At 32.8% G+C, this 21263-nt stretch carries 18 protein-coding genes and 1 tRNA gene; 14 read left to right on the plus strand and 5 right to left on the minus strand.

Translation table 11 applies throughout. The features are described from left to right. The 4 genes from HPY57_08210 to secG all read left to right on the plus strand — a co-directional run bounded on the left by HPY57_08210 (position 1) and on the right by secG (position 2780). Positions 1-999: an aldo/keto reductase gene (locus tag HPY57_08210; GenBank protein NPV11757.1), complete on the plus strand. Its 999-nt coding sequence runs from the start codon at positions 1-3 to the stop codon at positions 997-999. A gap of 121 nt (positions 1000-1120) precedes the next feature. Beyond that, the gene (locus tag HPY57_08215) at positions 1121-2215 is read left to right on the plus strand and encodes a hypothetical protein (protein ID NPV11758.1); all 1095 of its coding nucleotides are present in this window, start codon (positions 1121-1123) and stop codon (positions 2213-2215) included. Positions 2216-2340: 125 nt separating this feature from the next. Further along, a tRNA-Met gene (locus tag HPY57_08220) sits at positions 2341-2414 on the plus strand. A gap of 18 nt (positions 2415-2432) precedes the next feature. After that, a complete protein-coding gene (secG, locus tag HPY57_08225) occupies positions 2433-2780 on the plus strand; it encodes a preprotein translocase subunit SecG (protein ID NPV11759.1) in 348 nt (115 codons plus the stop codon). A gap of 81 nt (positions 2781-2861) precedes the next feature. On the opposite strand, the gene HPY57_08230 is transcribed toward secG, so the two are convergent. Next, complete coding sequence (locus HPY57_08230; protein ID NPV11760.1) at positions 2862-3803, minus strand: hypothetical protein; 942 nt, start codon at positions 3801-3803, stop codon at positions 2862-2864. Between the two features lie 53 nt (positions 3804-3856). Beyond that, positions 3857-5257: a D-alanyl-D-alanine carboxypeptidase/D-alanyl-D-alanine-endopeptidase gene (gene dacB, locus HPY57_08235; protein NPV11761.1), complete on the minus strand. Its 1401-nt coding sequence runs from the start codon at positions 5255-5257 to the stop codon at positions 3857-3859. A 56-nt stretch (positions 5258-5313) separates the two neighbouring features. Here dacB and HPY57_08240 point away from each other — a divergent pair, with 56 nt between their 5' ends. Further along, a complete protein-coding gene (locus tag HPY57_08240; GenBank protein NPV11762.1) occupies positions 5314-6018 on the plus strand; it encodes an SDR family oxidoreductase in 705 nt (234 codons plus the stop codon). Positions 6019-6030: 12 nt separating this feature from the next. Beyond that, complete coding sequence (locus HPY57_08245; GenBank protein ID NPV11763.1) at positions 6031-6831, plus strand: TIGR00730 family Rossman fold protein; 801 nt, start codon at positions 6031-6033, stop codon at positions 6829-6831. Positions 6832-6850: 19 nt separating this feature from the next. Here the strand turns inward: HPY57_08245 and rpsU are convergent, their stop codons facing one another. The 3 genes from rpsU to HPY57_08260 are packed head-to-tail and all read right to left on the minus strand — an operon-like array spanning position 6851 to position 7921. Beyond that, on the minus strand, positions 6851-7051 hold the full coding sequence (rpsU, locus tag HPY57_08250; protein NPV11764.1) for a 30S ribosomal protein S21: 201 nt from the start codon (positions 7049-7051) through the stop codon (positions 6851-6853). 12 nt (positions 7052-7063) lie between these two features. Then, positions 7064-7453, minus strand: coding sequence for a hypothetical protein (locus HPY57_08255; protein ID NPV11765.1), 390 nt, complete (start codon positions 7451-7453; stop codon positions 7064-7066). Between the two features lie 9 nt (positions 7454-7462). Next, the gene (locus tag HPY57_08260) at positions 7463-7921 is read right to left on the minus strand and encodes a universal stress protein (protein ID NPV11766.1); all 459 of its coding nucleotides are present in this window, start codon (positions 7919-7921) and stop codon (positions 7463-7465) included. Between the two features lie 168 nt (positions 7922-8089). On the opposite strand from HPY57_08260, the gene HPY57_08265 reads away from it, so the two are divergent. The 8 genes from HPY57_08265 (at position 8090) to HPY57_08300 (ending at position 20981) form a co-directional block, all read left to right on the plus strand. Continuing rightward, positions 8090-9100, plus strand: a complete 1011-nt coding sequence (locus HPY57_08265; protein ID NPV11767.1) for a phosphoribosylformylglycinamidine cyclo-ligase — start codon at positions 8090-8092, stop codon at positions 9098-9100. Next, entirely contained in the window at positions 9097-10083 is a 987-nt protein-coding gene (locus HPY57_08270) for a hypothetical protein (GenBank protein NPV11768.1), read from the plus strand. Before HPY57_08265 ends, HPY57_08270 begins: the two co-directional genes overlap by 4 nt. Before the next feature lie 14 nt (positions 10084-10097). Continuing rightward, positions 10098-12680 (plus strand): tetratricopeptide repeat protein, encoded by a 2583-nt coding sequence (locus HPY57_08275; protein ID NPV11769.1) that lies wholly within the window; start codon positions 10098-10100, stop codon positions 12678-12680. Between the two features lie 13 nt (positions 12681-12693). Next, positions 12694-13197 (plus strand): hypothetical protein, encoded by a 504-nt coding sequence (locus tag HPY57_08280; GenBank protein NPV11770.1) that lies wholly within the window; start codon positions 12694-12696, stop codon positions 13195-13197. Positions 13198-13206: 9 nt separating this feature from the next. Then, the gene (locus tag HPY57_08285) at positions 13207-15387 is read left to right on the plus strand and encodes a TonB-dependent receptor (protein NPV11771.1); all 2181 of its coding nucleotides are present in this window, start codon (positions 13207-13209) and stop codon (positions 15385-15387) included. Between the two features lie 79 nt (positions 15388-15466). Next, the gene (locus tag HPY57_08290) at positions 15467-16474 is read left to right on the plus strand and encodes a hypothetical protein (GenBank protein ID NPV11772.1); all 1008 of its coding nucleotides are present in this window, start codon (positions 15467-15469) and stop codon (positions 16472-16474) included. A gap of 99 nt (positions 16475-16573) precedes the next feature. After that, positions 16574-17971 carry a T9SS type A sorting domain-containing protein gene (locus HPY57_08295; GenBank protein ID NPV11773.1) on the plus strand — a complete coding sequence of 466 codons (1398 nt, stop codon included), beginning with the start codon at positions 16574-16576 and terminating at the stop codon, positions 17969-17971. A 16-nt stretch (positions 17972-17987) separates the two neighbouring features. Continuing rightward, positions 17988-20981, plus strand: a complete 2994-nt coding sequence (locus tag HPY57_08300) for a TonB-dependent receptor (protein NPV11774.1) — start codon at positions 17988-17990, stop codon at positions 20979-20981. Positions 20982-21263 lie beyond the last annotated feature (282 nt).

The following is a 21263-nucleotide window of genomic DNA, read 5'->3' on the forward strand; positions in this document are numbered from 1 at the left end:
ATGAATTATAGAATTTTAGGTAAAACAAATTTAAAAGTAAGTGAGATTGGTTTTGGTGCCTGGGCAATTGGGGGGCCCGCAATGGCTGGAGATATTCCAATTGGCTGGGGAAAAACTGATGATAATGAATCAAGAAAAGCAATTTTAAAAGCAGTTGAAAGAGGAATTAACTTTTTTGATACTGCCGATTTTTACGGTCTTGGTCATAGTGAAGAATTGCTTGGCGAAGTTTTACATAACAGATGGAATGACATTATACTGGCTACAAAGGTTGGTCACGAATTACTCCCCGATGGCAGAATAAATCTTAATTATTCGAAAGATTACATTCTGAAAGCTTGTGAAAATAGTTTGAGAAGATTGAGAAAAGATGTCATTGATGTTTATCAACTTCATTCTGCAAAAGTTGAACATCTTGAAAAAGGTGAGTGCATCGAAGCGATGGAAATTTTAAGAGAACAGGGTAAAATTCGTTATTGGGGAATTTCATTGAATACCTTTAATCCGGCACCCGAGATTAAATTTTTAGCCGAACGAAATTTAGGGGACACTTTACAGATTGTTTTTAATGTTATAAATCAGATTGCAATGAAAGAAGTAATCCCGCTGGCAGTAAAGAAAAATTATGGAATAATCGCAAGGATGCCTCTTCAATTTGGTTTGCTGACAGGGAAGTTTAATGAGAATACAACTTTCAGCTCTGATGATCATCGTTCCTTCAGATTGAATAAATATCTGCTTAAAAGATCTATTGAAGCACTAAAACCTTATTTCGAACTTGTTACAAAGTATAATGTAGATCCTGCACTATTTGCTTTGAGTTTTGTTCTAAATCACAATGAAATTTCGACTGTAATTCCTGGAATACGGACTGAGGAACAAGCTTTAATGAATACGAGAGAAAAAATTCAAATAAACGAAACTGATTTAGAATTTTTACATGAATTGGGTGAGAAAGAATTTAGAGATTTAATAGATGAATTTGCAAAATATGCATAAATGATTTGTGGTTTAAAAATATATTTGTGTAAGTTTTAAATGACATAAAAATACGACAAATGACTAATTGTTAAGGTAGAGATGTTCTTTAGCTTGCGATCGAAAAATTTAAGGACACAAAATGAAAAAACAATTAACTAAAATATTAACTAATAATTCGGAGGGTCCTATGAGACTTCACTTTTTACTTTTTTCATTAATATTTTTTGTCACTTTTAATCTCTTGCAAGCTCAAACCTCTGATCTTGAGCAGACGCTTGCAAAGATTACTGGTGATGCAAGTAAAGCTTATGTTGCTCCTATTTCTTCTGCATTCGGGGCAAATTTGAATTCAGGTTGGGTTCACAGTGCACCAAAAGCGACAAAATTCAGCTTTGATTTAGAAGTTGGTTTTGTCGCTATGGCTACTCTATTCGGTTCAAGCAACCAGACATTCGCTTCGAGTGGTAGTTTTAGATTCAATTCAGCACAAGCTGAACAATTAATTCCACCGAATATTACCGGTTCAACGAGAACAAGCATAAAGAATGAAATTCTTTCTCGTGATTTCACTGTATCTATCTCGGGACCAACAATTGTTGGGAAGAAGACAGATTCAATTAAAGTTAAATTCCCTGGTGCTGTAATTCAAGGTCAAACACTTGGAGCAAAAGAACTTGTTCTTCCTGTTACTGGTTACCTTGAAGAATTACCAGCATTACCACTTGTTGTTCCTCAGGTTTCTCTTGGAACTGTGTTTGGAACTCAAGTGTCCTTGCGTTATTTACCTGAATTTGAAGTTAGTCCAGATTTGGGGAAATTCAAATATACCGGATTTGGAATCCAGCATAATCCAACAATGTGGCTACCTTTTTCACTGCCTGTGAATGTTTCAGTTGGATATTTTACACAATCACTTGAAGTAGGTAAAATCTTCAAAACATCGGCATCGATGTTTGGGGTATTTGCTTCCAAGAGATTTGGTCCCGGTGCATTGAATATTGAACCTTATGCAGGTTTCACTCTCGAAAGCTCATCAATAGATGTTGAATATGATGTGACTTATGATACTCCAACTGGTCCATCACCAGCAAAAATTAAATATTCACTTGAAGGAGAAAATTCAACGAGGATAACAATTGGAGCTACACTAAAGCTTTTACTTGTTGGTTTAAGTGTTGATTATAGCATTGCTAAATATAATACAGTTAGTGCATCCCTAAACATTAAAATTTAATCTCTCTCATAATCAAAGAGGCCTGCTTACTTTTAAGCAGGTCTCTTTTTTATTTTCCATCTCTTTGCCTAAGTTTTAAATCATTCTTATATTTGTATCCGTTCATTAATTATTTGAAACATTCTGGCGAGGTAGCTCAGTTGGTTAGAGCAGTGGAATCATAATCCACGTGTCGGGGGTTCGAATCCCTCCCTCGCTACAAATAAGAGGAGATAAAATGTTTACTTTCTTATTAATTGTATCCATATTTTTAGCGATATTGTTAATCATTGTTGTTTTAATGCAATCAAGTAAAGGTGGCGGTTTAGCTGGTACTTTTGGTGGGCCAGGTGAAATGGGCGCAATTTTCGGTGTCCGAAGAACAGCCGATTTTTTGATGAAAACAACTTGGGTTTTAGCTGTAACTTTAATGTTGCTTGCAATAGTTATAAACTTAGCTGCATTGCCTTCATCTTCGCAGGAAAAAATGAGAGAAAGCATTATTCAAAGAAAAGGAATGCAATCATTGCCTCAAAGACCTGCTTTACCTCCAACTCAATCTACCCAACCGCAGCAAAATAAGTAAATCGAGTTTATAAATTTATTTAAAAAACAAAAGGCTGTTTCGACTCTGAAACAGCCTTTTTAGTTTTAAATGTTTATTAATTTAATTTACCTTGTATGGAATTCCCCAGGTTGAACTTGAAACATTTCCTTCTACTGAAAAGATTGTCTCGTTTGTCACTGCATTAATTACAGAGTGAAATCTGCCAAATGGATGGGATACAAAAAGATTCCAATTACCCTGATAAACTTTTTCCCATTTATCGCCAATTTGAGTTGATGAAACAAGGGATAATTTTCTCTTTACACGATATATTTGTCCCGCAATCTTTCTGCCGTATGTAATGGTGACAAAATCTTCTTTTGGAGAATTACTTGTAAGATAAACTTTAAGAGTTACTTCATCGTTTTTATTTCGCATTATAAAATCTTTCATTGGATCTCCGACAAAGAAATAAGTATCCAAAGGTGAAGTTATAATTATAGGATCTCTACCGGGAATAATTGCTTCAATTTTTGTGATTTGAATATTTTTTAAAGAAGTCGAACCTTCGGGTAGGGAAATCGCCTGAATTTTCCAGCCTCGATTCCTGTCATTTCTTGAATTGGTTCTAATAAAAGTCACATTTCTCTTTACAGTTTCAACAAATGGTTTTGTTACAATCGTATCGGGTCTATAGGTTGTATCGCCTGGATTTATTTGAGTAAATTTTCCAGCTATAATTAAGTATCCTGTATATTTAGTAGTAACTGTGACTTTAGCAGAATCACCGATTACCTGTTTATCAAAAGTTTTTTCCATTTTAGTAATTCTTCTGCCCACCTTGATTGGATATAAATCGGTTTGGATCTTACCTAATTGAAATGCACTTGCATCACCATCGTCAAAGTTTTCATCGAAATTAGAAATTGATTCTTCGCTATCAATTAATGATGTAAGAACGGTGTCATCTAAATAGTCCGGTTCATTTACACTAGATTTACAGCTAATGATTAAGAATGGAATAAGTAATGCTGAAATAAAGATCAAAAGTTTTTTATTCATAAGTTCCTCCATCGTTTTTTTGATTTATTAGATTAACGAATATTTAAAAAGGTTTAATAAGAATCAGCGATCAGTGTAATTATTTTATCTTGTAATTCTCTCATTTTTGATTGATTACCTTTTCTAAAATTAAAATTTATTGCAAAGATCAATAAATCACCCGATTTAGAGACCACATAACCTGCGAGTGATGTAACGCCATTCAATGTCCCAGTTTTTCCTCTCAGTCTATCTGGCGGGAATAAATTACTAAATCTGTTGTGCAATGTTCCATCAGTTTGTGGAATTGAAAGAGAATTATAGAAATCATTAAAAACTGCAGGATTTAAATAGATTTGATGAAGAAGCTTCACCAAAGTATTGGTCGAGAATTGATTTTGTCGGGAAATACCAGAACCATCAACCATGCTAAAATTTGGTTCATAGATATTTAATGATTTTAAGTAAGTATTTATAGCTTGAGAAGCATCAAAGGGACTACCCTGTCCGCCTGCGTAATTTGCTCCAATTATTAAAAAAAGATGTTCAGCAAAGAAGTTATTGCTGTTTTTATTTATAGGTTTAAGAAATTCGGTAAGAGGAGTAGAAATAGTTGATATTCTATCTGAAAATTTTGGAACTTTTCCTTTTTTAATTTCACCCCAAAAACTTATTCCGTTCTCTCTCAAAAGTTTTGCTAAAAGATTTCCCACATAGTAGTCAGGTCTTTTGATATGTACTTTTAAGACGATTGATGAATTTTTTCTGATATTTCCAGTTATTGTTATTATTTCTTTATTATTTTCAAATTTTGATAAAGCGGAAAGACGGGTACGGGTATTAGTTGTTTTTGTCTTGTTTATTATTTCAAAGTAGTCTAATTCATCGAGCAGGGTCACATTTCCGCTTCGGCCAATTTTATTTGAACCATTAACTCTAAGAAAAATTGAATTCGAATTTACGGTAACAGAAGAAATAGGTGGAAGCGGAACAGATATATTTTCATCTTCAATCCATTCATTTCTATAGAAAGTCTCTTCAAAGAAAGAATCATCAATAATTATATTGCCAGTTACCGATTGAATGTTTGCTAGTTTAAGTTTGGTAATGAGATTTTTAAGATTCTCAGTTGTAATTGTAGGATCACCATAGCCTTTCAAAAAAAGATTCCCATTAATTATTCTATCACTCAAATCATTATCATCACAATACAGCTCGGTGTTAATTGAAAAATTAGGTCCAAGACTTAATAGAGCAACACCCGTAGTAAATAGTTTATTTGTAGATGCCGGGATTAAAGGTACCTCTGAATTAACCTTTATAATATAATCATTCTTTGAAGTCGAGAAGCAGGTCAAAGAATATTCCGAATTTTTAGGCAATGATTTTTTTAATAATTCTTTAACTTGAAACTCGATTGAGTTATCGTTGATTATAGGAAAGAAAATCAATAATAATAAATTGAAAAAATACATCGATTACATCCCATTTCGTTGCGTGCAAAATTAGTATTTGTTAAATTGAATTGAAAATGAAAGTAGCCTTAATTACTGGTGGAACTGGAAAGTTAGGGAGTGAAATTGCACTTCATTTAGCCAAAAAGAATTTTGAAGTTGCAATTACTTATCATCAATCACTCGATAGACTTGAGAAATTAAAAGAAAAGTTTTTAGTCGAAAGATTAAAGTTAACTTTCTACAAATGCGATTTTTCAACTGCAGAGAATATTAATGAATTGTTTTTATCCTTTAAAAAGAATTTCTCAAAACTTGATGTATTGATTAATTGCGCTGGTATCTTTGATAAAAATTTCTTTACCGAAACAACTCCGAAAGATTTTGATTTTTTTATAAATATCAATTTAAAATCGATTTATTTTTTGATTCAAAAATTCTCTGAATTGATGAGTGAAAACTCAGTAATAATAAATTTTTCATCGGTCGGAGGAATGATACCCTGGAAAGATAGAAGTCTTTATCACATTTCTAAAGCAGGGGTGATTGCACTGACTCGTTCACTTGCAATTGAACTTGCACCACGAATCAGGGTTGTTTCGATTGCGCCTGGATTTATTGAAATGGAAGGAGAGATTTCGGAGAAAATGCCAATCTCAAAGATTCCATTAAAAAGATACGGAGGAATAAAAAATATTATTTCAACAGTTGATTTCTTAATTCAAAACGATTACATCACTGGAGTAACAATTCCAGTTGACGGCGGAAGATCTTTAATTTAATGAGGAATTACAATGCCTGTTAAAGCTTACAAAAATCTTGATTTCTTAAATTCGCCAGATGCAAGAGTTATAAGAATAATTTCAGAATTTTTAGAACCACAGAGTCGGTTTAGTAGATTAAACATTAAAGATACTATTGTATTTTTTGGAAGTGCACGAATAGTAGATAGAAAAACCGCATTAAAAATGTATAATGAAGTCAAAAAATTAGATCCCAAAAAAGTTAAAGATTTTGCAGAGAGACTTAGAAAATCTCAAATCGCTCTTGATATGTCAAAATATTATGAAGATGCTGTTCAGCTTTCAAAAATGTTAACGGAATGGTCTTTATCACTTCCATCGGAGGGAAGGAGATTCGTTGTTTGCACTGGCGGTGGACCAGGAATTATGGAGGCTGCGAACAAAGGTGCAAAATTAGCAAAAGGTAAAAGTATTGGACTTAATATTTCAATTCCAACTGAACAATTTGTTAATAAGTACGTTGATGAAGAGCTAAGTTTTGAATTTCATTATTTCTTTATGAGAAAATTTTGGCTCGTTTATCTTGCAAAGGCGCTTGTAATTTTCCCAGGTGGTTTTGGCACACTCGATGAATTGATGGAGGTTTTGACACTTGTCCAGACGGGTAAAATATCAAAGAAGATAGCTGTGATAATTTACGGGAGTGATTATTGGAAGAAAGTTCTGAATTTTGATGTAATGGTAGAACATGGGTGTATCGATAAAAAAGACACACAAATCTTTACCTATTGCGATACACCCGAACAGGCTTTTGATCAATTAAAAAATTTTCTTACAAAAAATTATTTATAGGGAAAGGCAAATGGAAAAACTATTTTTCCATTTCTTCTTTCATAAGCTTTTGAAGCCTTCGAATTGCCTTTGCTGTTTTCATTTTTCTTCTAACAGAAGGCTTCAAATAAAAAGTTCGTTTTTTGTATTCTTTAAGAATACCCGCTCTTTCGTATTTCTTCTTAAATCTTTTTAATGCCTTATCTAAGCTTTCGTTTTCACCAATAATAATGCCGACCAAAAATTACCTCCGTTAATTTGGTTGTACTTGAAATTGTTCTAATAATTTTTTTGTTCCGTTTTTTTCAAACTCTACAACTATTGCTTTTATTCCTGACGAAGTGGTTTCTTTACCAGTGACTTTACCTACATCATCCCAATCTTTGTGATAAATAGAATCACCAATTTCATAAGAAGCAGTTGGATCGTAAATCTTGCAATCTTCAATTTTAATTGCAGAGAGATCAAGATTTTGAGATGATTTGATGTTTGAATCTACATCAAGCGCCATTGTGTGCTTACAGGTTTTGCATCGTGTCCATTTTCTTCTGTCGCCAGCAATAGCTATTTCACCAACGATTTCCATTTTTGTCATTTTGTTACAATAACTGCAAAATGCATCTACATGTTTTAATCTTGCCATTTTAAAACCCTAATTTTCTTCCTTTGTTGCTGTAATCACAAGTACTGGAACCTTCGAATACCTTATAACTTTTTCAGCTACACTTCCGAGCAATGTATGAAGTAATCCTGTTCTTCCATGCGTTGCAATCACAATCAAATCAATTCCGTTTTTGTTTGAATAATCAACAATTTCTTCAAAATCGTTTCCTTTTAATAAAACTTCTTTAACATTAACATCATTTGAAAATTTGCTCTTGAATTGATTTAATAAATTTCTTGTATCGTCTTCAAGCTTTTTAATAACCGATTCAGTTGTCATATCGAATGTTCGAATTAATGGAATTGGAGGATCTTTCTCCAAAACATGAACGAGATGGATTTCCGCTCCAAATTGCTTTGCAATTTCCTCAGCATATGGAAAAGCTTGAGCTGAAATCTCACTAAAGTCCGTTGGAACTAATACCTTTCTTATATTAAATTTTTTCATATTCAGGTTTTGCAATATAAAATTTTAATTTTTAAGATAAAAATCGGACATTTTGTGAAAATCGCTTAAAAATTCCTGATTCTATTTCACTTAGGCTCTAATTTTTTCTGCTAAAAATTTCTTCAATATTTTTGTGAACAAAGCTTTTATTAATAAATTGAAATACTTATGAAAGAATATGAAAAAGCTGGTGTAAGCATCTCCAGAGGAGATGAGTTTGTCAGGCGAATTAAGTCTTTAGTACGTTCGACTTTCTCCAAAGATAATCCAAATGCCAATAGAGTACTTTCGGATATTGGTCACTTCGGGGCTTTTTTTGATATAAATTTTAATGATTTAAAGAATCCAGTTCTTGTTTCGAGTGTTGATGGGGTTGGGACAAAACTTAAAGTCGCAATTTTGATGAATAAACACGATACAATTGGTCAGGATTTAGTCAATCATTGTGTAAACGATATTCTTTGTTCGGGGGCAAAACCATTATTCTTTCTGGATTATCTGGCTTTTGGGAAAATGAATATTGAGGTTGCCGAGCAAATTATGTCTGGATTGACTAAAGCTTGCCGTGAGAATGAATGTGCTTTAATTGGTGGTGAGACTGCAGAAATGCCGGATCTATACCAGGAAAACGATTATGATATTTCCGGAACAATTGTGGGAATAGTTGAAAGAGATAAAATTATTGATGGTAAAAAAATTTCTCCAGGTGATGTTTTAATCGGATTGAAGTCTTCAGGATTACATACCAATGGATATTCACTCGCTCGAAAAGTTTTGTTGAAAAAATTTAGAATTGATGATTTTGTCGATGAACTGGGTTGCACTCTGGGAGAAGAGCTTCTTAAAATTCATAGATCATATTTCAAGATTGTTTATCCATTGCTTGACAAGTTTCAAATCAAAGGACTTTCACACATTACAGGCGGGGGAATTATTGGGAATACCAGAAGAATAATTCCGGAAGGTTTATCGATTTGGATTGATTGGAATTCCTGGAGTGTTCCACCAATTTTTGAATTAATTCAGAAAACTGGAAATGTTTCCGACGAAGAAATGCGAGAAGTTTTTAATCTTGGGATTGGTATGGTTTTAATTGTTAATAAAATGGATGTTGAAAAGGTTCAAAATGAGTTGAAGAATTCAGGTGAACAAACTTTTATCATTGGTGAAATTAGATGAAGAAATTTCTTCTGCTTTCTATTTTCATCTTTTCAAATTTATTTGCACAAATTGTTTTTACAGGTTATGACAGACTGAATGAATCCGTTAAAGCATTTTACTTGAATCTTGAAAATGAACAACTAACAGAGCTTTCCTATGCAAATTCATATCTGCCGAGATGTTTAAATGGAAATCAAATTGTCTTAAATATTGGTAATTCGATTTTCAAAGTAGATAAATTCAGAGAGAGACAGGATTATTTTTTTGAAGGATATATGCCTGTAGTTTCAAGATCGGGCAAATTTGTTGCAGCTTACTCACAAAAGGGAATTATTGTAGCTGACTCAACCGGAAAAGTTTTATCAACTCTTGAGGTTGATTACTGGAGCAAAGTCACACCAATTTTCTCTTATGACGAAAAATCTATTTTTTATTACGATAAGAAAAGAGAAGCAACATTTAGATTTGATCTTGAAAAACAAACAAATACTTTATTTGCACACAATTTAATTCATCCAGTTTATTCACCTGATGGTGGAAAATTATTATTAAATATTGGCAAGACTGATTCAAACTTTAGAATTGGAATAGTTCAATCAGATTGGAGTGAAAATCTACCGATCAATTACATCACATCAGTTTATGAGAATGCAATTGTACCGATATGGTCTCCATCTGGAAGATATATTGCTTATATGACTTTGCTGACAAACAAGAAAATTGAGAATTCAGATCTTATTCCAGCTAATATTATTCTTTATGATACAAGAAATGGTTCAAAGCAAATCATTACCGATGATGCTGGATTTACTGAAGGTGCTTATCCGCAATTTTCTTTTAGTCCTGACGAAAAATATTTTTTCTATACTTCAATAAGAGACAATGGAACGGGAACAATCGTACAATTTGATCTTTCAAATTTTTCAAAGAAAATTTTAATTACTGATCCAGAGCTTGATGCTCGAATTCCACATTACTGCAATGAAAATCCTCAACACTAAGATTTAATTTTTATATGAAAAGAAATCTTTTGCTTCTACTTTTTCTTCAGCTCTTGTTCTTATCATGTTCTAAATCAAGTGAAGAATTAAAACTGGAGAGTGATAAACTTTTCAATCAAGCGATTGATTATTATGAGAGAGGATATTTGAATCAATCAGCTGACCTTTTTAAAGAAGTTGTAAATATCGAAACAAAACTCGGGGGAATTCAGCGGAGAGCAAATAGCTATATTTATCTTGGCTTGATTTATTATCAACTTTCAGATTTTTATCAGTCAATGGATTCCTACCAGAAAGCGTTACAAGATTTCCAATCGCTAAAAGATAAACGAAGTGAATTGCTTGTGCTGAATAATATTGCTGGAATTCACTCTTTACTGGGTGAGTATGAAAAAGCTTTGAATATATATTCAGATGTTGTTGGTAAGAGTTTGATTTTTGCTGACAAAGAATCTGAGGTTATTGCATCTTTAAATATTGGTGATGTATATCAAGAAATGTGGGATTTTGATGTTGCATTTGATTATTTCAATAAAGCTTTTGATGCTTATGAAATTCTTGGTGATTCGAAAGGGAAAATTTTTACTCTTAATAAAATAGGAGAACTCTTTATTGCATCTAAGAATTTTTCAAATGCAATAAAAAGTTTTGATATGGCTATTGAGATTCAGAATAAAAATGGAAATAATTATCTTAAGCAGGATATTTATAATAATATTGGCTTGATTTATTTTTATCAGAATCAAATTTCCAGAGCAAAGGAGTTTTTTGAAGCCGCTCTTAATATAAGTTCCGCCTCTGAAGCAAATCAATTAATCTTAATTGCAATCAGAAATAATTTGGGCGATTGTGATTTTCAATCAGGTTCTTATTCAAGAGCTATTGATAATTATAAAGAAGCTCTTGCTTTGAGCGAACAATCTTTTCTAAAATTTCTTTCCCCAATTTTGCAGCTCAAGTTAGCTATAAGCTATGAGAAATTATATTTCATTAATCATAATGACGCTGATAAAAAAAATGCAGAGCGTTTTTATCAATTTGCTATAAATCGATTTGAAGAAAATCGAGATGAAGAAAATTTAAACCGAGCCCTTTCTTCAATAGCTTCATTTTATGTTCGAATAGGTGAAAAGAATAAGGCAAAGAAATATTATGAAAAGCTTTATGAGCTCGCTATAAATATAAGTTTAAAACCCGATGAACATTTAAGACCATTTGCAATCAAACCTGATTTTGATTTTGCATTTCTTCAGGCGTTGATCGAAGAAGAAAAATTTGATCAAGCTTACAGGATAATCTATCTTAAAAAGGTCAAGGATTTGCTTGAATATTCTTTGCGTTTCCGTGATTTTAATTTTCTTGACAACACAAAAGAAACATTACAAAAATTCAAAAATGAAATTTTAGCTCTAAACAGTTATCAACAAATCTTGAGACAGGAACTTAGCCTTCCTTCTTCTCAACGAATTAAAGAAAAATATAACAAAGCTTCTAAGTTTTGTGATGAAAAATCTAAAAATGCAGAAGAATATCTTAAAAGACTTTCTGAAAAATTTATTTTTCTCAAACCATTAAAAGAGAAAAATTTCAAAGACTTAATTGAACCAGATGATAAAATTTTTGTGGAGTTTTATCCTGCAGGAGAAAATCTTATTTACTTTGTAATTGGGAAAAAAGGGATCCAGGCTAAAACATTAAAGGCAGATTTAACAAGTCTTAATTTCAATTCTAATATTATATTAAAAAACATAAACACTTTTTCAATCGACCAAGTCGTTAACTTCTCTCGAGATAACTTGAGCTGGTTAATTGACGATTTATTAAAGAGCATCGAACAAAATTTTACATCAGTAAAAGAAATTTCTTTTATGCTCAATGGTTCGGAACTTGATTTTGTACCTCATCTGATTTATTCGAAAAGATTAAATGATTTTTTAAGAGGTAAGTATTTTATCTCTTATTCATATCTCCCAATTTCAAAATCAAGTGCTGGTGATATTAAAAGTTTTGCAATTCTCAGGCAAAGTAGACTTGTCGATTTTGAAGATTTAAGAGGCAACGATAAAACTCAATTAGTCTCCAGAGAAAAATCTTTATCCGATAAATCAAAGCTTCGAGTTGGACTTAAAGATGAAAAAACTAATAAAATAAACAATGAAGATTTTGGTTTAAATAAACACTTTGATGCTGTTTTTGTTCACGATAGACTTTTTATCAACGAGACTTCACCTGAGTTGATTTATATTCAGTCTACTGCCAATGGTTCAAATTTAAAATCAAAAAGCTCAAAAAGAATATATCTAAAGGAAATTTTCCGACTAAGCCCAGGTTTAATTCTCTTAAAAAATTTTGATGTCGAAACAAAATCATCTTATTTAAATTTTTTAAGTTTATTTTCACTCTTAAAACCGGCAGTGATAATTTTCCCAATTACAAATACGGATCAGGAATTATCTGAAAACTTTTTGTATAATTACAAAGAGAGAGCGGAGAATAAAAACCTGAAAGAGGCATCGATAATATTCTGGAAAATGATTTCGGAAAATCAAAAAGAAAGTTTTAAAAATTCTCTTATTTGGATAAGCTTCAAAAATTAAGCAGGCGTTTAAGATGATAAAAAAATTTTTCATCCTATTTTTCTTCTTGATTGTTCTATTCATTGGCTGCGATCACGGAATTGCACCGAGAGTTGAACCACCGAGGACAGGATTTTCTGGCAAGATCATTTTCAAAAACAGTTGGCCCTCAGATATTTATCAAACAAGGGTTGTTGCATTTCGCGAAACTATAAGAACAGTCGCTGATTTCAATATTTTTAACATCGGTTTTATTAGCGACACAATTCCTTATGGCGTGAGCGAATTTATATATGAATCGGACAAAAATCCTTTAATCGAACCACAAGCTGGCACAGTGCTAAAATATATTGTTGTTGCTCAGTCGATTGTTCCAAATCCACTTCCAAGAAGAGAGGACTGGCGCGTTGCTGGAATTTATTTTGATCCAAATGATTCAACAAAATATGGTTCAGTTAAAATTGAAGAAGGAATATTCAAGAGAAATATAAACATTATCGTAGATTTCAATAATCCGCCCGTTCAACCACCACAATAGAGAGGTTATATGAAATCAAAATTTTTACTTTTTGTTTTTCTTTTAATCGCAATAAATCTACAGGGGCAGCAAAAAAGACAATTTGGAATTCTGGAAGGAAAAGTAATTGATGAAACAGGTCAGCCATTAATTGGTGCAAATATAAGAATTGAGAATACACTAATTGGCGCCGCTACAAATCGCAAAGGAATGTTCAGGATAATCCGTGTGCCCGTTGGCTTTCACAAAGTTAGATTCTCAATGGTAGGTTATGAACAAAAAATTATTGATGTGGAAATTAAACTTAATCAAACAACTTTTGTTGAAGTTCAATTGCAGCAAGTCGCAATTCAAACAAATGAGATATTTGTAACAGCAAGTAAGTATGAACAGAAATTGTCCGAAATTCCAATAAGTGTTAGTGCTTTGAGTTCGCAAGAACTTTCTCAAAGAAATATTAAGAGATTTGATGAAGCTTTGAGATTTGTCTCAGGAATTAATATGACATCTGACCAGATTAGCATTCGAGGTTCGAGCGGTTATACTCGTGGTGCTGGCAGTCGAGTTCTTCTTTTATTCGATGGAATACCGCTATACACTGGTGATACAGGTGATATCATCTGGCAATTGATTCCAATTCAAGAAATTGAAAGAGTTGAAGTTGTAAAATCAGCAGGTTCGGCACTTTATGGTTCACAAGCAATTGGCGGAGTGATTAATGTTGTTTCAAAAGATTTTTCTGGTACTCCTGTAACTTATTTTAAAACATTAGGTGGATTTTATGATAAGCCTTATTATAAAGAATGGAATTGGTCACCACGAACGAGATACTTCAACAATTTAACACTTTCACATACGAGAAAAATTGGTGATGTAGGATTAACGGTTTCAGCTTCCCGGTTTGAAGATGATTCTTATAAAATGAATGCTTTCACAAAGAGATATTCTTTATTTGTTAAATCGAAGTTTAATATTAATCCAACCAATAATATTTCATTTTTATTTCACGGTACAACTTATAAAAGTGGAAGTTATCTTTACTGGCAAGATTCACGAAACGCATTAATTCCGCCTGCTGGACAAATTGGTCAATGGGTAAAAACTTTGAGATACAATGTTCATCTGAATTATCAAAATCTTTACTCAGCCAATACACTTTTCAATTTTCGTAATAGCTGGTTTCACAACGATTGGTGGGATAATACAGAAGCAAACAATAGTTCAAAAAGTGAATACATAAGGAGTGAGCTATCCGTAAATTATTTCCCGAATGATATACATAAAATTGTTGCTGGCGTCGAAGGGAGTTATTCCGTTGTAAGTTCAAATATATTTTCAAATCCAACAGCTTTTGGTTTAGCTTTATTTGGACAGGATGAGTTCAGATTAATTCAGCAGTTGAAAATGACTACAGGTCTTCGAATTGATTATCAGAATGTTGAAAATACATTGAGCGAATTAAACTTTAATCCAAAGATTGCATTTAATTATGCATTGCAAGATAATTTTTATTTAAGAGCATCTGCTGGTAGAGGTTATCGTGCGCCCACACCTTCTGAATTGTTCAGCACCACTAATGTAAGTGGAATTAGAGTTGTCCCTAATCCAAACTTAAAGTCAGAATCCAGTTGGTCATTTGAAGCAGGAATGAATTACACAATTGAAGATCTTTACAAGTTTGATTTTGCTCTTTTTGATAATGAACTTTACAATTTTATTGAACCATCGATTGATCCATTAACAAGTTTTATTCAATTTAAAAATGTAACTCGAGCAAGAATTCTAGGTTATGAACTTAATTTTGCATCAGAATTCTTTAATAAAAGTTTATCAGTAAATTTAGGTTACACTTACCTTTGGGCGCGTGATTTGAAAAACAATATCTTTTTGAAATACAGACCCCGGCATTTGCTTTATGTATCTTCAAATTACAAGTATGATTTCGTTCAGCTTGGAATTGATTTTCGTTATTGGAACAGGCTTGAAACTATTGATGAAGATTTAATTAATCTTGGAATTGTAAAAGACGGTGATTTGAGGGATAAAGTTTTTTTAACGGACTTAAATCTTTCTTTTGATTTATTCCATTTCAAAATTCCTTTAAGAATATATTTCACTGTTAATAACCTTTTAAATTATAATTACATTGAGATGATAGGAAATCTTGGACCAATCAGATCATTCACAATATCGGTTGAGGGAATTTTGTAAAGTTTATTTGCCATTTGAAAATTGAAAATGATATTTGTTGAACTTAACTTAAAATTAAAGAAATCAAAAAGGAGGAAATATGATGCAAAATAAAATACTAATTTGTATGATATTTATCTCTATTACTTTATTTATGGGCTGTACAAGAGCAACATTCATGGCGATTGAAAGGCAAGGAGGTCTCGAAGAAAAGATCGTCAGTAAGGACATATTTTCTATTTTAAATCAGACTAATCCTAGATTACTTGATAAGGTTTTAGATAACTTAACATTACCTGAGAAATTGTACAGTTTAATTGGCAGGAATGATAGAATTCTAATACAAAGCCTAGAAAGGAATTATTATTCTGATAATGATTTGCAATTAGTTATTAATCGTGGGTTGATCTCAAAATTTTTGAACAGAAATATTCCTGTTTTAGAAAGGGATGAAAATATATTAATAACTGCATTGGTAGAAAATAACGAAAACTTGGGGCGTGATTGGAAAGCTTATAGTTTCAAGGCTATTGATACTCAATTCGTTTTTGAAAATAAAAATCCTTTACAAACTGCAACAAAAGTTTTTGCTTATAGAGTCTTAGAATTTGGTATTATTAATATACCAATTAATCAAGGGAATTTTATTCAAAGAGTTGGTTTTTTAGAATTGGAAATAAGACTAATTGATGTAAAAAGTTCACAAATTTTATTTATTGATCTGGTAAAATCAAATTATGTTGATAGAATATCAAATGAAGATTATAAAATAGTTAATGATTTGCATTATAAATTTATCTCTGATGCATTACCGCTTGTTCAAAGTGTTCAACCAAAAGATTTTATCTTAACAAATATGGAACAATCTTTTTATGAGGGAACTGGTTATTATAAATTAAGATTTAGAAGGGGAGATGTTGAAAGTCAAGTTAGAATAATTTATGAAAGTACAAATACTGAAGTGGCTTCGTTTGTTGTTCCTACTATAAATGAAAATTCTTCCTTTTTTGAATACGAACTCAAAATAGATCCTATTTCTGGAAAATTTAAAAAAGGAACATATGTAATTTATATTGATGGGAATTTGGTCTATAAATTTGATATTTAATTAATGAATTAAATTTTATATAAAATTGAAGTTATGTTAGTATAACATTAAAAAGTTTATTACAAACTTACAAGCCAAATTAAATCAGAGGAGAAACATATGAAATTAAAAATCATAACTCTAGTATTTTTCCTGGTAATATCGGTAGTTCTTCAAGCTCAACCTAAATGGACATATCGGTATAAAATTCAATTCCCCGAAAGCGATACAGCATTCGTTCGTCCATATCTTTGCTCAGTCGATGAAACCGGCAGACTTTATGTTATATCTTCAAAAATTGTTGATGTGAATGCACACAATGCAATCTGGTATGCTGATTCGACCGATCTTGTTATGAAAAAAATGATAGATTATGATTTAAATGGAGATTCAGATACTTTGACCGGCAATCTTTATATTCTTCGTGGAATTGCAACTCTGAAGCGAGATGTAATTATTAATGGAAGTGTACCTTTCACACGTTCGAAACCAAATACTGTTGCATCACAGTATTATTATACAAATGGCGATACAAACCTCGTTGAAAAATTTGGATTTTATCATACAGGTTCTGGTTATGGTACATATCTGAATGGATTAGCAGTATCTAAAGACTCGTTTGCATTTACGGGAATTTCTTATCAGACTTCAGTAAGATTATATAACTTTACGAAATCAATCACTTCACCTGCAAGAGGCTCTTATGTTCCGCCTGCAACTTATGGACAGGAACCAAGTGGACATGACGGAACTGGATTAAGCACAATTAGAGATGTTGCCGTTCTTCCTGATGGTGATTACAACAACACTGAAACTCCCTGGTACACTTCAAGAAATTCTAATCCACCAATTTCTGGTGGAATTGCTGTTTGGGTCGGAGGAACCCAATCAAGCCCAGGAACATATGCAGGTCAAAGAGTGATTGATCCTTATTCATATCTCTCATTTGATCGTTCGGTGCCTTACGGAATTACCGTTGACAAATTTCATCGATTGTGGGTTGCAGGAACAGATTCAACACGACGCTGGGTAAAGGCTTTTGAATTAACTGGTACTTTCGCAATTGATGTAGCCGAACTTCCTTCACAAAATAGTTCAACCAATCCAGATCCTGAAGGTGCACCGATGATTTCTCCTGCAGATGTCGCTTTAACGCCAGATGGCTTGACCGCTTATGTAACAGATCTAACTAATCGATGTGTCTATAAATTCCAGTATGGAGAATTTACGTCTGTTAGTGATAAATCTTTACCTGTTGATTTCAAACTTGAACAGAATTTCCCAAATCCATTCAATCCTTCAACATTAATTTCTTTTTCAATTCCACAGGCAATGGATGTGAAACTTATAGTTACAAACTCACTCGGTCAAAAAGTTGCAACTCTTGTTGATGAATTTTTACAAGCAGGGAAACATGTAAAGGTATTTAATGCTCAAAATCTTGTAAGCGGAGTTTATTACTACACATTAATTACAAGTAAAGGTTCTATTTCAAAGAAAATGATTTTAGCAAAATAAAAACACTTTAAAAACAATGATTAAGAAAATCTTCTTTGTCTTATTCATAGCTGCATCATTTTTAGCAGCTCAGGGTGGTAAGGGAAAAATTACCGGAAGAGTAGTAGATGACCGTACAAACGAGCCATTGGTTGGTGTGAATGTTTTTATTGAAGGAGCTTATATTGGTGCGACTACAGATGTTAATGGCAGATATTTGATTTTAAATGTCCAGCCTGGTAAATATTCCCTAACCGCAAGTATGATTGGATATGCTAAGGTTACAAAGAAAGATGTTGAAGTTTACATTGATAGAACAACAGAAGTCAATTTTAGATTAAAAGACATTTCCATTCAAATTCAGGATGTTGTTGTAGTTGCAGAGAAACCAAAAATAATCAAGGATCAAACTTCAACATCTTCTACTATTGATGATGAACAAATTAAAGTCGCAGCTATTGAAGGTATTAGAGGATTAATTGATCTAACTTCTAGCTTTATGAAAAATGCACAGGGTGATTATCAGGTTCGTGGTTCTGGTGCTTACGAAATTAATTTCCAAATTAATGGTGTAGAACAGATAAATGCCTCAACTTCGGCACCGGGTGCGTTTGCGACTAACAAAGCAAATAATTCCTGGAAATATGATGTAAACCCACTTGGCGTTCAGCAACTTCAAATGATCTCTGGTGGATTTTCTGCTGAATACGGCAATGCTCAAGCTGGTGTTGTTAAAGTTGTATTGAAAGAAGGATCACCAAGATTTAGTGGTGATGTACGAATCGAAATGCGTCCACCTGGTCAATATCACTGGGGACCTTACATTTATGATAAGAACAATTATGAATGGCGTAAGTGGGGCCCTCTTGAAAATTGGTTTAATTGGAAAGATTTAATAATCACAGAACTTAAACTGGACACTCGATATAAAGAACTTTATAATCAGGCAAAAGGTGGTGATCCTGTTGCTCAAGCAATGTGGGATTCTATTGTCACTCGTGAAATTACCTGGGCTCATAGTGTTTGGGTTAAGAATCATACTCCAAGTGAAGATAATCCTCTCGGTGTTTATGATTATCGAAACCGCTGGTATTCAAGAATATTATTTGGATTTGGTGGTCCTCTTGGTAAAGATCCTAATCTCTTAAAATTTTTCTTATCAGGTGAATACAGAAAAAGTCCAACTCGACTTCCTACCCCAGAACGAAATCAGATTTATCAGAATTATATTTTGAATATTACTTTTAGACCATATGAATCACATAAGATTAAATTTATGGGTGCATTTCAGAAGTATCGTGGCGGTATCTGGTCTGGTTCAGAAGATATAAGATGGTCGGGTCTTGCATTTACTCCACCTGGTGTATCAACAAAATATTATGTTACAGTTGATCCAGTTAGAACAGAACAGACTGTCAGTCAAAGTTTAAATTGGGTTTATACCATTAATCCAAAATCTTTTTTAGAAGCAACTATATCTCACCAACAAGAAACTTACATTCTTCCCTATGAATATCTTGCAGGTTACGGAGTTGAAGCTGATCGACTTGATAGTTTGAATGATCCAAGAGGCGTGGTTTTGAAAGATGGTGTCTGGTGGGAAAATAATTATTTCCGGCAGCCATTTAATTTTTCTACAAATTATTATCAGGATAATAGAACCAATCACTGGAGTTTCAGCTTTGATTATACTAATCAAATTATACCAACAAACTTGTTAAAAGCTGGATTGAGATTTTATTACTGGGATATGATTAACAATGGTGTTAATTCGAGTTTTCAGGCAAATACATACATCGTCAGATCGGGTTATGCTGAATATTACAGAGCTTATCCAATTGGGCTTGCTTTTTACATTCAAGATAAAATGGAATACGAAGGAATGATTGCCAATATCGGCGTGAGAGCAGAAGCATATAATTTTCAGGCAAGGGTTCCGGTTGACAAATTCAATGTGTTTTATCAAGGCGCGAGTGGACCAGGTGTAAGAGGAAATCCTCAAACTGAAGATTCAAAAACAAGATATATTATTCTGCCAAGACTTGGAATTTCTTTCCCGATTGGTGAAAACACAGCATTCCGAATCCAATACGGTCATTTTGCATCGATGCCAATTTTCTCTCAAGCGCTTTCACAGAGAACTCAGTCAGGTTGGATTGGTTTAGGAAATCCAAATCTGGAGCCGAAGAAAACGATTTCTTATGAATTTGGTTTACAACAGGTTATTGAAGAAAAACATCGTCTTGATGTTGCACTGTTTTATAATGATCGAGTTAGACAAATCGGACTTTTGAGAGTCGCTTCATTTACAGGAAGTCGTGATCGACCTGCCGGATTTACTGATGATAATATTCCGCTCTATTCTTATACGACTTTTGAAAATAATTCATTCGGTTCTTCGATTGGATTGGAAGTAATTTTTGAGAATGCAATTCGTGATAGATGGAATTACAGATTAAGCTATACATTATCTCAAACTACGGAAGGTAATTATGGACCAGAAATAATCTATCCGAATAATGCACGAAGTTATGAGACAAGAAATTTCACAGGTGAGTTTTTATCATCTTCAGATAGAACTCATAGTTTTCGTGGAATGATTCAATACAATGTTGAGGAAGGTGGTGGAATTTCAATTTTTGGTTTGAAACCATTTTCTAATTTTAATATTAGTTTGACTTACACTGCACAATCTGGAACTCCATTTACATATCGAACAACTTTTGATTTGAAAGATATTGTGAATAATAGACGATATCCGCTTGAATCAAGTTTTGATTTAAATGCACAAAAACAATTTGTTGTCTCGGGGACAAGATTTTTAATTGGATTAAGAGTGATGAATTTGTTTAATAATAAGTGGATAACGCCAATGGATACGCAGGATGATATTCGTAATTGGGTCGAAAAAGGAATTACGATGGATAATCCAGGATTGGATCCAAATAGATTAAGTTACATTGTTGCACCATTTCGAGCATATAGAAATATTCCAAGACAGGTTTTCTTTACGCTTGGTGTTGGATTTTAGTTTGGTTGAATTGTTCAAATTAAATTTTGATGTGAATTGAGTTATTAAAAATAATAGTTCGTTCTTTGAATGTTTGATTTTATAGGTCGCTCCTACGGAGCTTGATATTTTGGTTCGATGGGATGTTTCTACAAATAGGTCGCTCCTACGAAGCTATTTTTATAGAAATCATTTATCGGGCCGTGAATTAAGTCGCGTAGTGATGGTGTATTTGTAGCGAAAATGGTTGTCAGTTGAAAAGATAAGTCGCATAGTGACGGCCTATTTGTACAAAAATTAGTG

The organism is Ignavibacteria bacterium, from assembly GCA_013177855.1.
Classification (GTDB): Bacteria; Bacteroidota; Ignavibacteria; order Ch128b; family Ch128b; genus Ch128b.

Coding starts and splice junctions, on each gene's coding strand:
- secG (NPV11759.1), top strand. CDS start 2,433: ATGTTTACTTTCTTATTAATTGTATCCATATTTTTAGCGATATTGTTA.
- dacB (NPV11761.1), bottom strand. CDS start 5,257: ATGTATTTTTTCAATTTATTATTATTGATTTTCTTTCCTATAATCAAC.
- HPY57_08295 (NPV11773.1), top strand. CDS start 16,574: ATGAAATTAAAAATCATAACTCTAGTATTTTTCCTGGTAATATCGGTA.
- HPY57_08290 (NPV11772.1), top strand. CDS start 15,467: ATGATGCAAAATAAAATACTAATTTGTATGATATTTATCTCTATTACT.
- HPY57_08255 (NPV11765.1), bottom strand. CDS start 7,453: ATGGCAAGATTAAAACATGTAGATGCATTTTGCAGTTATTGTAACAAA.
- HPY57_08280 (NPV11770.1), top strand. CDS start 12,694: ATGATAAAAAAATTTTTCATCCTATTTTTCTTCTTGATTGTTCTATTC.
- HPY57_08285 (NPV11771.1), top strand. CDS start 13,207: ATGAAATCAAAATTTTTACTTTTTGTTTTTCTTTTAATCGCAATAAAT.
- HPY57_08230 (NPV11760.1), bottom strand. CDS start 3,803: ATGAATAAAAAACTTTTGATCTTTATTTCAGCATTACTTATTCCATTC.
- HPY57_08260 (NPV11766.1), bottom strand. CDS start 7,921: ATGAAAAAATTTAATATAAGAAAGGTATTAGTTCCAACGGACTTTAGT.
- HPY57_08265 (NPV11767.1), top strand. CDS start 8,090: ATGAAAGAATATGAAAAAGCTGGTGTAAGCATCTCCAGAGGAGATGAG.
- HPY57_08245 (NPV11763.1), top strand. CDS start 6,031: ATGCCTGTTAAAGCTTACAAAAATCTTGATTTCTTAAATTCGCCAGAT.
- HPY57_08240 (NPV11762.1), top strand. CDS start 5,314: ATGAAAGTAGCCTTAATTACTGGTGGAACTGGAAAGTTAGGGAGTGAA.
- HPY57_08300 (NPV11774.1), top strand. CDS start 17,988: ATGATTAAGAAAATCTTCTTTGTCTTATTCATAGCTGCATCATTTTTA.
- HPY57_08270 (NPV11768.1), top strand. CDS start 9,097: ATGAAGAAATTTCTTCTGCTTTCTATTTTCATCTTTTCAAATTTATTT.
- HPY57_08275 (NPV11769.1), top strand. CDS start 10,098: ATGAAAAGAAATCTTTTGCTTCTACTTTTTCTTCAGCTCTTGTTCTTA.
- HPY57_08215 (NPV11758.1), top strand. CDS start 1,121: ATGAAAAAACAATTAACTAAAATATTAACTAATAATTCGGAGGGTCCT.
- HPY57_08210 (NPV11757.1), top strand. CDS start 1: ATGAATTATAGAATTTTAGGTAAAACAAATTTAAAAGTAAGTGAGATT.